Raw genomic sequence first — 15,448 nt, forward strand, 5'->3', positions numbered from 1 at the left:
TAAAGGGTTGCGCCTGTAAATATTTCTTATTCACGCAAAGATGGGGGCACATTAAAAGATCGCAGCCTCGTTTCACTCGACAGCTCCTAGAGTGAAACGAGGCTGCGATCTTTGTGCCCTTACAAAATGGCCGCGTTACTGCGCTGGGCCTGCTTGAGGTAGACGCTCAATTCCCGCGCCGGCAGCGGTTTGCTGTAGTGATAGCCCTGACCTTCGTGGCAGCCTTCGGAGATGATGTAGGCCTCTTGCTCGGCGGTTTCCACGCCTTCGGCAATCACCTGCATGCCCAGGCTTTTGCCCAGCTGGATGATGGCCCGGACGATGGTCGCATCGTCGTCGTCATCGAGCAGGTCCTGGACGAAGCTCTTGTCGATCTTGATCTTGTCCAGCGGCAGGCTTTTCAGGTAACTCAATGACGAATAACCGGTGCCGAAGTCGTCGATGGCGATCAGCGCGCCGGAGCGACGCAGGCTCAGCAAGTGCTGGGCGGCGGTGCTGATGTCTTCCATCAGGCCGGTTTCGGTGACTTCCAGTTCCAGGCTGCGCGGTGGCAGGCGGTAGATCTGCAGCAGGTTATTGACCACCCGCGGCAACTCGGCGTGGTGCAATTGCACGGTGGACAGGTTCACCGCCATGCGCAGGTCGACGAAGCCCTGATCGTGCCACTCGCGCAGTTGTTTGCAGGCCTGGTCCAGCACCCATTCGCCAATGGCGATGATGGTGCCGTTCTGCTCGGCCAGCGGGATGAACAGGTCCGGCGGCACCAGCCCATGCTCGGGATGCTGCCAGCGAATCAACGCCTCGACACCTACCACGCGATGATCGCGGTAGCTGATCTGCGGCTGGTAGACGAGGTAGAACTGGTCGCGGATCAAGGCGTCGCGCAGGTCTTTTTCCAGCTCGCGACGCCGCCGCATTTCCGTGTCGACGCTGGCGATATAGAACTGATAGCGGTTGCGCGAGCGCGTCTTGGCCAGGGTCATGGTCTGCTCGGCTTTTTGCAGCAGCTTCTCGGTGCTGTCACCGTCCTCGGGGAACAGGGTGATGCCGATGGTGGCGCGCAGGCGGATTTCCTGATGATCGAGGGCGAACGCCGCTTCCAGATCATCGAGAATGCTTTGGGCCAGTTCGGCGGCTTCGTAGGGTTGTTCGATGTCGGCCTGGACCAGCGCGAACTGGTCGCCACCCAAGCGGGCGAGGGCGCCGAGGCGGCCGCTGTGAGCCCGCAGGCGATCGGCCAGGGCCAGTAGCAACTGGTCGCCGGTCTGGTAGCTGAACTGTTCGTTGACGCCTTTGAAGTCATCGAGCCCGACACACAACACCGCGACCCGACGCTGCAATTTGCCGGCGTCGACAAGGATCTTGTCCAGCTGTTGCTGCAATTGCTGGCGGTTCGGCAGACCGGTGAGAAAGTCGTACTGGGCCATGCGTAACAGGCTGTTTTCTGCTTCGTGGCGCAGGTGAGTGTTGCGCTCGATGGATTCGAGCAACTGGTTGGCAGTGTTGATCCAGACCCCCAGCTCGTTTCTTTCATGACCCTTGAGCTGTGGGATCTTGTGGGCGCTGGGCCGGTCCGGGTTGATTTCAGTCAGATGTTCGATGATCCGCGACAATGGTTTGGTCAGCAGCCAGTGGTAAACCAGATACAACACCAGGCTCATGGCCAGGGCGCGCAAGACGCCAGAGATGAAGATGATCACCGAGCTGACGATGAAGCTCTGGCCGTAGGTGGCGGTGTCGAGGGTAATGCTCAGGTCGCCGTAGTACTCGCTGTAGGGACCGCGACCCACCAGTTGGGTGGTGAACGTGCGTTCCTGGCCGAGGATCAGGTCTGTCAGCCAGCGGCTGTGGGACTGCTGCAGCTCGCGGGATTTTTGCGCGAGCATGGCTTCGTGAGGGTGGCCGATGGAGGCCATGCGCACGGCGTCATCCTGGAACAGGCCTTCGATCACCTGCATGCCCATTTCCCGATCCAGGCTGTAGACCGCCTGAGTGGAGGGATCGCGGAACATGTCGAGGATGCGCTGGGCATCGTTGGCAACCGCCTGACGTGTTTTATAGGCATCGAAAACAATTTGTGCGCAGCTCAAGACTACGCCGACGATCAATGCCGACAGGAGCACGACCCGGAGTAACTTCACCGACAAGCTGTTCTTGAGTTCCAGCTTCAAAGGGTTATTCCTTGTTCCGTGCGGGTAGCGTCAAGTTGCCATGAGTATTGGCAATCCCGTGATGGCAGTCAAAGGGACAATCCAACCCGGGGGATATTGCCGGTAGCTTGGCCGATAGGCTGCAGTTTGGAGTATTTGCCCTATTAACACTGTGTCGGTTGCCGGGGCCTTCAACTTGAGGAGGTTGAGGCAATTTTTCCTTGTGTTGATGTTAGACCGCTGTGCTGCGGGGGCAAGAGGGCGAATGCGGCTCGCGTTGTGGGAAAGCACGCCCCACGTACGGATTTTCGATGGCGTAAAAAACCCGGCATAAAAGCCGGGTTTCTTGACTGGCGCGAAGCTTAAGCGGTGAAGGTTTTGCCTTCGAACTGCTCAGCCACGAATTTCCAGTTGACCAGGTTCCAGAACGCTTCGACGTACTTCGGACGAAGGTTGCGGTAGTCGATGTAGTAAGCGTGTTCCCAGACATCGCAGGTCAGCAGCGGGGTGTCGCCGCTGGTCAGCGGGTTGCCGGCGCCGATGGTGCTGGCCAGGGCCAGGGAACCGTCAGCCTTTTTCACCAGCCAGCCCCAACCGGAACCGAAGGTGCCGATGGACGTTTTGCTGAACTCTTCCTTGAACTTGTCGAACGAACCGAAAGCAGCGTTGATGGCATCAGCCAGAGCGCCGGTTGGTTGACCGCCGGCGTTTGGCGCCAGGCAGTTCCAGTAGAAAGTGTGGTTCCAGACCTGAGCGGCGTTGTTGAAGATACCGCCCGAGGAAGTCTTGACGATTTCTTCCAGGGTCTTGCCTTCGAACTCGGTGCCTGGCACCAGGTTGTTCAGGTTCACGACATAGGTGTTGTGGTGCTTGTCGTGGTGGTATTGCAGAGTTTCCTCTGAAATGTGCGGCTGCAGGGCATTGTGCGCGTAAGGCAGCGGCGGCAATTCGAAAGCCATGATGATTCTCCTAATCAGGTCAGTTGCGGTGAGCGCAAGGCCGATCACGGGCGGCCAGACATGCGCCGGGGAGTTTGTACTCTTTGCGGCGCAGGGATCGGATCATAGCACCGGGGGTGCGGCATAACCACGCAACAACTGTGTGGAATAGAGGTTCCAGAGCCTTTTGGAATAAATCATGAAGCGATGATCAACTGGAACGCTACAGCGAACATCATCACGGCCACCAACAGGTCGAGAATTCGCCAGGTACTGGGGCGTGCCAACCACGGCGCCAGCCACGCTGCGCCAAGGGCCAGGGTAAAAAACCACAGCAACGAAGCACTGGCCGCGCCCACGACATAAGCACCGGGCTCGGTCTGTTGTGCGCCAAGGGAGCCGATCAGCAACACGGTGTCCAGATAAACGTGCGGGTTGAGCAAGGTCACCGCCAAAGCGCTGAGCAGCACCGCCCGTAGTGAGCGCACGGTCTGGTTCTCGCCTTGTTGCAGGCTTTGTTTCGAGCACGCCCGACGCAGGGCCAGGGTGCCATACCACAGCAGAAACGCCGCGCCACCCCAACGAGCGATGGCCAGCAGGGTCGGGTTCTGCGCCAGCAACGTCGCCAGGCCGAACACCCCGGCGGCTACCAGCAACGCATCGCAGGTGACGCAGAGCGCCGCCACCGGCAGGTGATGTTCACGTCGAAGGCTCTGAGCCAACACAAACGCATTCTGAGTGCCGATCGCCATGATCAGCCCGGCGGCCACCAACAGGCCGTTCACATAGCTTTGCCACATAACGTTTACTCCGCGTTGGTCGCCAGATCCCGCAGCACCTGTAGGGCGCGTTCGGCATCGGCCTGGCCGACGAACAAATGGTCGTGGTAGTAGCCGGCAATCACGTTGCAACTGATGCCGGCCTGGCCCAGTGCCGTGGCGAACGCGGCGGTCAGGCCGACGGCTTCAAGGGCTGAGTGCACGTTCAAGGTGATCCAGGCAGCGATGTAGTCGAAGCTGAAACCGGCCTTCTCGGCGTGGGAACGTTGCAGAATCACCGTCAGCCCTTCCTGTTCGCGGAAGCTGCCGACAATCTCAAGGCCAGTGGGCAGCTTGCCGTCGGGCAAGGTGCAGAACACGTATTCGCCGTCGTTGAGTTGCGGGCTCATGCTGCGCAGCAGGGTTGCCAATGAGGTTTCGCCAGCCATGTTGGTGATCCTTGTTCAAGAGTTCTTGCTGGCCATTCTCCGGTGGGAAGTTGTATAAGAAAAACCAATAGTGCTGATCGCTCATTAGGAAAACTGATGTTCGACTACAAATTACTGTCCGCGCTCGCCGCCGTGATCGAGCAGGCCGGATTCGAACGCGCCGCGCAGGTCTTGGGCTTGTCCCAATCGGCCATCTCCCAGCGCATCAAACTGCTTGAGGCGCGGGTCGGCCAACCGGTGCTGGTGCGGGTCACGCCTCCGGCTCCGACGGAGATTGGCCGGCGATTGCTCAACCATGTGCAGCAGGTGCGATTGCTGGAGCGCGATCTGCAAAGCCTGGTGCCGGCGCTGGACGAAGAAGGCCTGCCGGAACGCCTGCGCATCGCGCTGAACGCTGACAGCCTGGCCACCTGGTGGGCTGCGGCGGTGGGGGATTTTTGCGCGCAGGAGCATCTGTTGCTCGACCTGGTGGTGGAAGACCAGACCGTCGGCCTCAAACGCATGCGCGCAGGCGAAGTGGCGGGGTGTCTGTGCGCCAGTGAGCGGCCGGTGGCCGGTGCGCGCAGCGTGCTGTTGGGGGCGATGCGCTACCGTGCGTTGGCCAGCCCTGCATTCATTGCCCGGCATTTTCCCCAAGGTGTGCGCGCCGATCAGTTGGCCAGAACCCCGGCGCTGGTATTTGGCCCGGACGATTTCCTGCAGCATCGTTACCTCGCGTCAGTCGGCGTGAATGGCGGTTTCGAACACCATTTATGCCCGTCTTCCGAAGGGTTTCTTCGTCTCACGGAAGCAGGGCTTGGCTGGGGCCTGGTGCCTGAATTGCAGGTGCGCGAGCAACTGGCGCGCGGCCAATTGGTGGAGCTTTTGCCAGATAAGCCGATCGATGTGCCGCTGTACTGGCATCATTGGCGCAATGGCGGTCAGCTGTTGGGGTTACTCACCGATCAATTGGTGCGCTCGTCGAAGCAATGGCTGGTGCCGTTGGACTGACGGCTGGCGTCAAGACCTCACGCCCTATGCAAAACGTAAAACGCAAAACGAAATATTCGGAGCAATACATGAAGATTCTGGTCACCGGCGCAAGCGGCTTCATTGGCGGGCGCTTTGCGCGTTTCGCCCTGGAGCAGGGCCTGGATGTGCGGGTCAACGGTCGCCGGGCCGAGAGCGTCGAGCATTTGGTTCGCCGTGGTGCCGAATTCATCCAGGGCGACTTGAGCGACCCGCAACTGGCGCGCGACCTGTGTTCCGACGTCGAAGCCGTGGTCCATTGCGCAGGCTCTGTCGGTTTGTGGGGGCGCTATCAGGACTTCCATCAAGGCAACGTCGAGGTCACCGAGAACGTGGTCGAGGCCTGCCTGAAACAACGGGTGCGGCGCCTGGTGCATTTGTCGTCGCCATCGATTTACTTCGATGGCCGCGATCATCTGGGGTTGACCGAAGACCAGGTGCCCAAGCGCTTCAAGCATCCTTACGCCGCAACCAAATACCTGGCCGAGCAGAAAGTTTTCGGTGCGCAGGAGTTCGGCCTCGAAACCCTGGCCCTGCGCCCGCGTTTCGTGACGGGCGCAGGCGACATGAGCATTTTCCCCAGGTTGCTGAAGATGCAGCGCAAAGGGCGGTTGGCGATTATCGGCAATGGCCTGAACAAGGTTGACTTCACCAGTGTGCAAAACCTCAATGAGGCGTTGTTCAGCAGCTTGCTGGCCAGCGGCTCGGCCTTGGGCAAGGCCTACAACATCAGCAACGGAGCGCCGGTGCCGTTGTGGGATGTGGTCAATTACGTGATGCGAAAAATGGATGTGCCACAGGTGACCCGTTACCGTTCCTACGGCTTGGCCTACAGCCTTGCCGCGCTCAACGAGGGTGTTTGCAAGCTGTGGCCGGGTCGTCCCGAGCCGACCCTGTCGCGGCTGGGCATGCAGGTAATGAACAAAAATTTCACCCTGGACATCAGTCGCGCCCGGCATTATCTGGATTACGATCCGAAAGTCAGCCTCTGGACCGCCCTCGATGAATTTTGCGCCTGGTGGAAGGCTCAGGACATTCGCTGACACACAAGGGCCGCCCCCTACTGAACCGAGTTCGGGGTTCAGGGTCAACCGGTGCGCCAGCGGGAGTTATACTTCGCCGCATCAAGCCATCACCGCGTTTTACAAAGGTTGACTCAATGTCCATGCGTAACGATGCCAACGACGACTTCGACGATGTCCCGAGCCTGCGTGCCGACAGCCTCGACGACGATGATTTTCCGACCACCGCGCGCACTTCCGTGCACTCGCGCACCACACCGGTAGTCAAGGTCAAAGGCCCGAGCACCGGCCCGTTATGGGCGTTGGTCGGTGCGTTGTTCTTTGCCTTCGCTGGCCTTGCCTGGTGGAGTTTCCAGCAGATATCGCTGATGGAACAACAACTGGTGGCGACCCAGGAAAGTTTCGCCCGTATCAGTGAGGAAGCGGCGGGACGCTTGCAGGACATTTCCGGCAAGGTCGTGGCCAGCCAGTCCACGGTCAACACCGGCAGTGAAGCGTTGAAGCTGCAGATCAAACAACTGGAAGGCAAGCTCCAGGACCAGAGCAAACAGCTGGAAAGCAAACTTCAGGATCAGAGCAAACAGCAGCAAGGCGTGCTCGGCCAGACCTCCGATCTGGACAAGCGCCTGGCGCAAATGACCACGCAGGCCAGCGAACAACAAGCCGCCAATGCTCAGTTGCAGGCCCAGGTCAAAGCCTTGAGCGGCGAACTGGCTGCGTTGAAGAGTGCGCCGGCCGATACCAGCAAAGTCGACGCCCAACTCAAAAGCCTTGGCGCCGATATCGCCGCGCTGAAGCGGCAAGGCAACCCGAGCGCTGCCGTCGAGCGTCTGGAGCAAGACATGATCGTGCTCAAAAGCCAACAGGACAACCGCCCGGCCGCCGCGCAAGGTGGTAACAATACCGCCGAGTTCGACGCCTTCCGTGGCCAGGTCACCCGCAACATCAACACCCTGCAGGCGCAGATCCAGAACCTGCAACAACAGCTGCACGCCCGGCCTCAATAGCCCGATGCGGTGATGTTGTGTGGAGTGGGCCTGTGGAGTGGGACTTTTGTGGCGAGGGGGGCTTGCCCCCGTTGGGTGGCGTAGCCGCCATCTCCATTCACCACGGCTTTTCAGATAGTCCCGTGGTGCCTGATTTGCGACTGCTGCGCAGCCGAACGGGGGCAAGCCCCCTCGCCACAGATAATCCGCCCACCACAGATAATCCCTCTCACTACACTGGCCACAGGGCTTGATCGCGAATGCAGGCGACTCGGTCTTTCTATCGAACCTTGTCTTCCCGCCCGCGCAACACCCTGTTCGGCATGGCAATCGCCGCCGCCAGCCCCAGCAGCGACACCGCCGCGCTGACCATCAGCAAATGCCTGAAGGTCAGCAGCAGCTCGGCGCGCAAGGCGTTTTGCGCATCCCCCGGCGCGGCGTTCAAACCATCGAGCAAGACATTCCCCGAACGACCCTCGGCAATCAGCGACGAGCCGGCCAGGTGCGCGAAACTGGAATCCTGCAACAACGCCAGCAACAGTGCCGACATCAACGCCACGCCCACTGCACCGCCCAGAGCGCGGAACAGATTGGTGGTGCTGGTGGCCACGCCAATGTCCCGTTGATCCACCGAGTTTTGCGTGCCCACCAACGACGTCGGGAATTGCATGCCGCCAGCGATTCCGCAGAGCAACATGAACAGGCTGCTCAGCACAAACGCCTGCGGCGCACTGAACGCCATGCCGAGAATCGCCAACGGCATGAGCAACGCGCCGGTCAGGATCATCGGTTTGTAACGACCGGTCACCGAGGTCCGGCGCCCGGCGAAATAGGCGCCTATCGGCAAGCCCATGGCCAGCGGCAACAGGTGCAGTGCCGCGCTGTCAGCCCCGGCGCCGGTGACACTCTGAAAGCGCAGCGGCATCAGCACGATCAGGGAAATCGCCTGGAAACTGGTGAAGAAAATCGTGCACCAGCAAAGGATCGCATTGCGGTTGGCGAACAAATGCATCGGCAGCAACGGTTCCCGCGCCCGCCGTTCATGCCAGACGAACACGGCCAGCACCGCCACCGCACAACCGAGCAAACCCGCCACTTCGGGACTGCGCCACGAATGCCCCTGGCCAACCTGAGTGATGCCCAGCAACAACGCCGTCAGGCCAATGATCATCAGCAACGTACCAAGGTAGTCGATGATCGGCTTGCGCTGCGGCACCGGCAGCCCCACTAGCGTGCGATAAGCCACCCACCAGGCGCCCAGGCCCAACGGCAGGTTGATCAGGAATACCCAGCGCCAGGACAGGTATTCGGTCATGTAGCCACCGAGTACCGGGCCGGCCACGCTGGCCACCGCGTACATGCTGCTGAAGTAGCCCTGATAGCGACCGCGTTCGCGCGGTGGAACGATGTCGCCGATGATCGCCTGGCTCACCGAAATCATTCCGCCGGCGCCGATGCCTTGAAAGATCCGCGCCAGCACCAGTTGCTCCATGCTTTGCGCCATGCCGCAGAACAATGAAGCCAGGGTGAACAAGCCCATGCCGAACAGCATCAACCGGCGGCGGCCATACAGATCGCCGAGCTTGCCGTAGATCGGCACCGCCACGGTCATCGCCACCATGTAGCCGGAAATCACCCAGGCCAGCAGGCTGACGTCCTTGAACTGCGCGGAAATCGCCGGCATCGACACAGCGACGATGGTTTGGTCCAGCGCGCCCAGAAAGATCGCCAGCATCAGGGCGATCAGCACGCTGCGAATGGCTGGTTTGGGCGTTTCAGGCCGGTTGAGATTGGTCACGGTAAAAAAAACCTGCGGGCAGTGATGGACCCGCAAGGGGCAAGGCGAGCGGGGATGCTCGCCAGTGTAAGTCGGTAGGAAGCTATTCGATAGCCTCGTACGGAAGGCCGACGTAGTTTTCCGCGATGGTTTTTCGGCCCGCCTCGGAGTCAACGAAATAGGCCAGTTCCGATTCGCTGATGCGCTGGCTGAATGCATCGTGCTCGTCGAAGCGATGCAACATCGAGGTCATCCACCAGGAAAACCGTTCGGCTTTCCACACCCGCCGCAGGCAGATTTCGGAATACTTCTCCAGCAAATCAACACGGCCTTCGCGGTAAACCTTCAGCAGAATATTGAACAACGTACTGACGTCGCTGGCCGCCAGGTTCAGGCCTTTGGCACCGGTGGGCGGGACGATGTGCGCGGCGTCGCCGACCAGGAACATCCGCCCGTACTGCATCGGCTCGACCACGAAACTGCGCAGCGGCGCGATGCTTTTCTCGATCGACGGGCCGGTCACCAGCACATCGGCGAGGGCGGCCGGCAGACGGGATTTGAGTTCGTCCCAGAAGCGTTGGTCGGACCAGTCATCGACCTGATCCTGGGCCGGTACCTGAAGGTAATAACGGGTGCGTGTCGGCGAACGCATGCTGCACAACGCAAAGCCCCGTTCATGCCGCGCGTAGACCAACTCCTCGTGAACTGGCGGAGTGTCAGCGAGAATCCCCAGCCAGCCGAACGGATACACCCGTTCGAACACCTTCAGGCAGTCGGCAGGGATCGACTGCCGCGCCACGCCATGGAAACCGTCGCAACCGGCAATGTAGTCACAATCGAGTCGATACGTTTCGCCGTCCTTGTCGAAGGTCACATAGGGTTCAGCGCTTTTCATGCCGTGGGGGACGACGTTGCCGGCCGAATAAATTGTCTGCGCGCCAGCGTCCCGACGAGCGGCCATCAGGTCGCGGGTGACCTCGGTCTGGCCATACACCATCACGGTTTTGCCACCGGTCAATGTTTGCAGATCGATGTGTACCCGGCGCCCGTCCAGGGCCAGTTCGAAGCCGGTGTGGACCAGCCCTTCGGCGTCCATGCGCTGGCCCACTCCGGCCTGACGCAACAGCTCTACCATGCCTTGTTCGAGGACACCGGCACGGATGCGTCCCAGCACGTAGTCCGGGGTCTGGCGTTCGAGAATCAGGGTGTCGATGCCGGCGTTATGCAGCAATTGGCCGAGTAGCAAACCAGAGGGGCCGGCGCCGATGATGGCGATTTGGGTTTTTAGTGTTTTCATTGTTTTTATGACTCGCAAGCTCCACGCGACCAACGCCGGTGGATGATTTTTATGGATCGAGTGCTTGCATTTTTCACTTGCGGGTCTGTCAATTGAAGGTGAAAACTGAGCCGATACCTGTACATTCTGCCAATCGGTGCGATTATCGCCCCGTTACCTTCGAGGCCTGGATTGAAGTGATGAACAAGCCCGCCCTGCCATCGATTCCGGTGTTCAAACTCTACGGTGAAAGCCTGGATTGGCCGACCCCCGATTTGCTCCACTGTGAAACCATTTCAAAACGCAGCCGCGAACATCAATGGGAAATAAAACCCCATCGCCACGCTGATTTGTGTCAGTTGCTCTTCGTCTTCAAAGGTCAGGCAGAGCTTGAAATCGAAGGCAAACGCTCACAATTGGCTGAGCCGGCAATCATCATTCTGCCGCCGTTATCGGTGCATGGTTATCGGTTTTCCGAGGACGTCGAAGGGTTCGTCGTCACCCTGGCCGCGCCGCTGGTCGCCCATCTTCAGGCGCAGTTGGGCAATTCGGTAAATGCCCTGGCCCAAGCCGAAAGCTACCCGGCGGGCAAGGACAGCGAGTACCTCAACAGCCTGTTTTCAGCGCTGCAAAGCGAATACACCGGCCATCAACCGGCGCGGGAAATGCTCATGCATTCGCTGGTCAGCGTGATCATGGTGTGGGTCAGCCGCCAGGTGATTCAGCGCCGCGCTGCCAATCAGCGTCCGCAGCGTGCCCGGGAATACCTCAACGGTTTTATCCAACTGGTGGAGGAGACCTATCGCCAGCACGTCAAGGTCGAGGACCTGGCCCATCGGCTGGGGATTTCCGTGTCCCACCTCAACGGCACGTGCCGTGAACTGGCGGGGCAGCCGGCGTTGCAGATCATGCACGAGCGTCAGTTGCTGGAGGCCAAGCGCTTGCTGACCTACACCAGCATGACCATTTATGAAATGTCCGATGTGCTGGGGTTTTCCGATCCGACCAACTTCACACGCTTGTTCCGACGTCGGGTGGGGATCTCGCCCAAGGCTTTTCGCGACCGCTTGAAGGCCGATCAGGACGCTGCCGATCAGAAGAGCGAGACCTGACCCCCTCGGCACTAGGTGTTCGTCAGCGGAGGGCGTTGAGGCTTGCGCTGTGGGGGATGCAGCGCTCGAAGTTGCAGCTCGCGAAGTCATGGGGCACTTTGCGCAACTGTTCGACACGCCAGGCGGCTGTGCCATACAGCGCCAGCGTCGCCGCGCAGGTGATGAAAATGGCGAGGTATCTTCTTGTTTTGATGTTCATGGCGTTGACCTCTGAACGAATACCCTTGGGTACTGCTTTGAGCATAGGTCAGCGCCGGTGAGTTGCCATCAAAACCACCCCACATTCGCTCCGGTTAAAGGCCCACATCCCATGCCGGTTCTTCGGGAAATCTGAGCACCAGAAAATCCAGCATGCTGCGCAACGCCACCGGCATGTGCTTGCGTGAGGCATACACCGCATAGATGTTCATCTGACGGGGCTCGGCCTGGGGCAGCAGGCGGATCAGTTCGCCGCTGTGGATATGCATGCCGGCCAGGTAACTGGGCAGCATCGCCACACCGGCCCCGGCCATCGTGGCGCGCAACAACGTGCTGGCCTCGTTGGCGCTGATGTTGCCCTGCACCGGCACCGAGACCGGTTCGCCATCCTGCTCGAAATGCCAGAGGCTTTTGCCGAAGTAGGAGTGGGTCAGGCAATTGTGCAGGCTCAGGTCTTCGACCCGCTGCGGCGCCGGGTGCTCGCGCAGGTAAGCGGGGGAGGCGCAGATCACCGAGCGGCAGACCGTCAGCCGCCGGGCGATCAGGTTCGGGTCCAGGTCGTTGCTGGTGCGGATGGCCAGGTCGATGCGCTCATCCACCAGATTCACCGTGCGGTCGAGCATTTGCAGATCGATGCTTACACCGGGGTAACGTTTGACATAGGCGGCCATGGCATCGGCCAGTTGCGCCTGGCCGAACGAGGTGCTGACGCTGATCCGCAGCAGGCCGCGCGGTGCGTCGTCCGGCTCGCTGACGGCGGCTTGCATGTCGCTGGATAAATCGAGCATCTGCCGGCACCGGGGCAGGATTTCGCTGCCGGCGGCGGTCAGGCTCAATTTGCGCGTGGTGCGGTGCATCAGGCGTGCGCCGACCCAATCTTCCAGCTCCGCCAGATAGCGTGAAACCACCGGCCGCGACAGGTCCAGGTGATCGGCGGCGGCCGATTGGCTGCCCAGGTCCACCACCGTGACGAACACACGCATTGCTTGTAGACGATCCATGATTTGCCCGCTTTCAGAAACAAACTATGTTCAAGCATCGCATTTTTTGTATCGAACCAGGCAACTAAGCTCTGTCCCATCGCCAAGCACGGCATTCGGACAACGGAGCAACAGATGATCGGCTTCACTTCAATCAAACGCATTCTTCTGGCAACCGCGGCACTGGGCTTCGCGGCCCACGCCGCTGCGGCGTCGACCCTGACCCTGGACGTCTACAATCCGGGCACCAACGCAATCTTCCCGGTGACCTCGGTACTGGTCAGCGGCGAGAAGGAAGCGATTCTGGTGGACGCACAATTCGGCAAATCCCAGGCCGAACAAGTGGTGGAAAAAATCCGCGCCAGCGGCAAGCAACTGACCACCATCTACATCAGCCACGGTGACCCGGATTACTACTTCGGCCTCGACACCGTGACCAAAGCGTTCCCGAAAGCCAAGGTACTGGCCTCGCAACCGACGGTTGATCACATCAACAAAACCGTCGACGGCAAACTGGCGTTCTGGGGGCCGAAAATGGGCGCCGACGTGCCGAACAAAACCATCGTGCCGCACGTGCTCAAGGGCGACAGCCTGATGCTGGAAGGGCAGAAACTGCAGGTGCTCGGCCTGGATGGCAAGCAACCGGATCGCAGCTTTGTGTGGATTCCGTCGATCAAGGCAGTGGTCGGTGGCGTGGTTGTCGCCGAAAACATTCATGTGTGGATGGCGGACACCCAAACTGCGCAGTCCCATGCCGATTGGCTGACGACGTTGCACACGATCGAAGCCTTGAAGCCGAAGACCATCGTGCCGGGTCACTACCTGGGCGAGAGCGCTCGCTCCCTGGCGGCTGTGCAGTTCACCGCTGATTACATCAAGGCTTTCGACGAAGAAACCGCCAAGGCGAAAGATTCAGCCGAACTGATCGGCGCGATGAAAAAACGCTACCCGACCCTGGGCGAAGAAAGCTCGCTGGAGCTGAGCGCCAAAGTCGCCAAGGGCGAGATGAAGTGGGGTGAATGAGTGATTGTTCCCACGCGCAGCAAAGGAACGCAGCCCGGGACGCTCCGCGTCCCATCAAAAGCCGAACGCGGAGCGTCCGTTGAGGCATTCCCACGCAGAGCGCAGGAACGATCAAATTACACACACGCTATACATCACCGTTACATCAACTGGAGAACGTCATGAGCAAAATCGCAATCATCGGTGCCACCGGTCGTGCCGGTAGCCAGCTGTTGGAAGAAGCCCTGCGTCGCGGTCACAGCGTCACCGCCATCGCCCGCGATACCTCGAAAATCGGCCAGCGTGCCGGTGTCGTCAGCAAAAACGTCGACGTGCTCGATGCTGCCGCTTTGCAAGCCGCCGTTGCTGGCCATGATGCAGTAATCAGTGCTGCACATTTCTCCACCATCCCCGCCAGCGCCGTCATCGAGCCGGTGAAGCAGGCCGGGGTCAAGCGTCTGCTGGTGGTGGGCGGTGCCGGTTCGCTGTTGCTGCCGGGCGGCACACGGGTGATCGACAGCGAAGGCTTCCCGAAGGAATACAAGGCTGAGGCCAGCGCCGGTGCCGATTTCCTCAACACCTTGCGTCAGGAACAGGACCTGGACTGGACCTTCCTGTCGCCGTCGGCGGAGTTTGTCGAAGGTGAGCGTACCGGCACGTTTCGAGTCGGCAAGGATGACTTGCTGGTGAGTGCGCAGGGCCGCAGCTGGATTACCTTTGCCGATTACGCGATCGCGTTGCTGGATGAAGTGGAAACACCGAAGCATTCCCGCCAGCGGTTTACGGTCGGGTATTAACTTCGCAACATTGATCGTTCCCACGCTCCGCGTGGGAACGATCATCGGGGGGGCGGTTACCGTGCCTGCGCCTGCTCCACCAACCACCCCATCAATTCGCGCAACTTCGGCGAAGGCGCAGGTTTTTCGGGGAACACCAGGTAATACGCCAATCCGGTTTTCACCTTCAAATCAAAGGGCATGACCAGCCGCCCGGCGCTCAGGTCATCGCCAATCAACGACCAATCGCCAATCGCCACGCCTGTCCCTTGGGACGCCATCGACATCGCCAGGTCCAGGGTTTCGAAATGCTGGCCCTTGCCGACATTGCTCAGATGAATATCCGCCGCTTTCAACCAGGCTTTCCAGTCCCGTTCGTCCCGGGTCGGATGCAGCAACAAGTGCTGTTGCAGGTCTGCCGGTGTCTGCAAGGCCAGTGGCCCTTCAATCATCGGCCGGGAACACACGGGCGTCAGTTGCTCATCGAACAAATGATGGGAGGCCAGTGAGCTCTCCGGCGGCGGGCCATACATCACCGCCGCGTCGAACTGTTCACGATGAAAGTCCACGCCGTGTTTCACCGTGGTGGTCAATTCCACCGGCACATCCGGGCGTTCCTTTTGCCACTGCAACAGGCGCGGCAACAGCCAGCGCATCACGCAAGTCGGCGCCTTGAGTTGCAAGGTTTCGCGCTTCTCGCCGATCTGCTCCACGGCCTCGTCGATCAGGCCGAAAATCTGCTGTACCCGTGGCAACCACTCACGTCCTTCGGCGGTCAGGCTCAAGCCCCGCGCCTGGCGGATGAACAGCTCATAACCCAGATGATCTTCCAGCCCGGCGATCTGCCGGCTCACCGCGCCTTGAGTGATGTGCAGTTGTTCCGCGGCCCGGGTGAAGTTGCAGCACTGCGCGGTGATCAGAAAAGTGTGCAGCGCCGGCAGGGGAGGCAGTCGTTTCATGGGGATCCAAGGTATGACGTGAGGACATGGCTAGTATGACTTTTTATCCATTGTTGC

15 protein-coding genes are annotated in these 15,448 nt (G+C 60.2%); 6 read left to right on the forward strand and 9 right to left on the reverse strand.

Translation table 11 applies throughout. From position 1 onward, the window contains the following. Positions 1–119: 119 nt before the first annotated feature. The 4 genes from PSH69_RS05695 to PSH69_RS05710 all read right to left on the reverse strand — a co-directional run bounded on the left by PSH69_RS05695 (position 120) and on the right by PSH69_RS05710 (position 4,295). The gene (locus PSH69_RS05695) at positions 120–2,171 is read right to left on the reverse strand and encodes a bifunctional diguanylate cyclase/phosphodiesterase (RefSeq protein ID WP_018926575.1); all 2,052 of its coding nucleotides are present in this window, start codon (positions 2,169–2,171) and stop codon (positions 120–122) included. Between the two features lie 341 nt (positions 2,172–2,512). After that, positions 2,513–3,109 (reverse strand): superoxide dismutase, encoded by a 597-nt coding sequence (locus PSH69_RS05700; protein ID WP_007938876.1) that lies wholly within the window; start codon positions 3,107–3,109, stop codon positions 2,513–2,515. 176 nt (positions 3,110–3,285) lie between these two features. Then, positions 3,286–3,888, reverse strand: coding sequence for a LysE/ArgO family amino acid transporter (locus tag PSH69_RS05705; RefSeq protein ID WP_305411327.1), 603 nt, complete (start codon positions 3,886–3,888; stop codon positions 3,286–3,288). A 5-nt stretch (positions 3,889–3,893) separates the two neighbouring features. Beyond that, on the reverse strand, positions 3,894–4,295 hold the full coding sequence (locus tag PSH69_RS05710) for an ACT domain-containing protein (RefSeq protein ID WP_305411328.1): 402 nt from the start codon (positions 4,293–4,295) through the stop codon (positions 3,894–3,896). Between the two features lie 96 nt (positions 4,296–4,391). Between PSH69_RS05710 and PSH69_RS05715 the strand changes: the two genes are divergently transcribed. From PSH69_RS05715 to PSH69_RS05725, 3 genes are all read left to right on the forward strand, one after another. Next, positions 4,392–5,285, forward strand: coding sequence for a LysR family transcriptional regulator ArgP (locus tag PSH69_RS05715; protein ID WP_018926572.1), 894 nt, complete (start codon positions 4,392–4,394; stop codon positions 5,283–5,285). Between the two features lie 68 nt (positions 5,286–5,353). Beyond that, positions 5,354–6,346, forward strand: a complete 993-nt coding sequence (locus tag PSH69_RS05720) for an NAD(P)-dependent oxidoreductase (protein WP_305411329.1) — start codon at positions 5,354–5,356, stop codon at positions 6,344–6,346. 116 nt (positions 6,347–6,462) lie between these two features. Further along, positions 6,463–7,332, forward strand: a complete 870-nt coding sequence (locus PSH69_RS05725) for a hypothetical protein (RefSeq protein WP_018926570.1) — start codon at positions 6,463–6,465, stop codon at positions 7,330–7,332. Between the two features lie 259 nt (positions 7,333–7,591). On the opposite strand, the gene PSH69_RS05730 is transcribed toward PSH69_RS05725, so the two are convergent. Together PSH69_RS05730 and pobA are read right to left on the reverse strand one after the other, a co-directional pair. After that, complete coding sequence (locus tag PSH69_RS05730) at positions 7,592–9,109, reverse strand: MDR family MFS transporter (RefSeq protein WP_018926569.1); 1,518 nt, start codon at positions 9,107–9,109, stop codon at positions 7,592–7,594. Positions 9,110–9,191: 82 nt separating this feature from the next. After that, entirely contained in the window at positions 9,192–10,385 is a 1,194-nt protein-coding gene (gene pobA, locus PSH69_RS05735) for a 4-hydroxybenzoate 3-monooxygenase (protein WP_305411331.1), read from the reverse strand. A gap of 179 nt (positions 10,386–10,564) precedes the next feature. On the opposite strand from pobA, the gene PSH69_RS05740 reads away from it, so the two are divergent. Continuing rightward, positions 10,565–11,476 carry a helix-turn-helix domain-containing protein gene (locus PSH69_RS05740; RefSeq protein ID WP_018926567.1) on the forward strand — a complete coding sequence of 304 codons (912 nt, stop codon included), beginning with the start codon at positions 10,565–10,567 and terminating at the stop codon, positions 11,474–11,476. A gap of 22 nt (positions 11,477–11,498) precedes the next feature. On the opposite strand, the gene PSH69_RS05745 is transcribed toward PSH69_RS05740, so the two are convergent. Together PSH69_RS05745 and PSH69_RS05750 are read right to left on the reverse strand one after the other, a co-directional pair. Next, complete coding sequence (locus tag PSH69_RS05745; protein WP_167331182.1) at positions 11,499–11,675, reverse strand: hypothetical protein; 177 nt, start codon at positions 11,673–11,675, stop codon at positions 11,499–11,501. Between the two features lie 94 nt (positions 11,676–11,769). Beyond that, positions 11,770–12,675, reverse strand: coding sequence for a LysR family transcriptional regulator (locus PSH69_RS05750; protein WP_305411333.1), 906 nt, complete (start codon positions 12,673–12,675; stop codon positions 11,770–11,772). A gap of 114 nt (positions 12,676–12,789) precedes the next feature. Between PSH69_RS05750 and PSH69_RS05755 the strand changes: the two genes are divergently transcribed. Together PSH69_RS05755 and PSH69_RS05760 are read left to right on the forward strand one after the other, a co-directional pair. Next, positions 12,790–13,677: an MBL fold metallo-hydrolase gene (locus PSH69_RS05755; protein ID WP_305411334.1), complete on the forward strand. Its 888-nt coding sequence runs from the start codon at positions 12,790–12,792 to the stop codon at positions 13,675–13,677. Between the two features lie 161 nt (positions 13,678–13,838). Beyond that, the gene (locus tag PSH69_RS05760; RefSeq protein WP_086944480.1) at positions 13,839–14,453 is read left to right on the forward strand and encodes an NAD(P)-dependent oxidoreductase; all 615 of its coding nucleotides are present in this window, start codon (positions 13,839–13,841) and stop codon (positions 14,451–14,453) included. Between the two features lie 56 nt (positions 14,454–14,509). Here the strand turns inward: PSH69_RS05760 and PSH69_RS05765 are convergent, their stop codons facing one another. Then, positions 14,510–15,391: a LysR substrate-binding domain-containing protein gene (locus PSH69_RS05765; RefSeq protein ID WP_305411335.1), complete on the reverse strand. Its 882-nt coding sequence runs from the start codon at positions 15,389–15,391 to the stop codon at positions 14,510–14,512. Between the last annotated feature and the right edge of the window lie 57 nt (positions 15,392–15,448).

The sequence above is a fragment of the Pseudomonas sp. FP1740 genome, assembly GCF_030687165.1.
Classification (GTDB): domain Bacteria; phylum Pseudomonadota; class Gammaproteobacteria; order Pseudomonadales; family Pseudomonadaceae; genus Aquipseudomonas.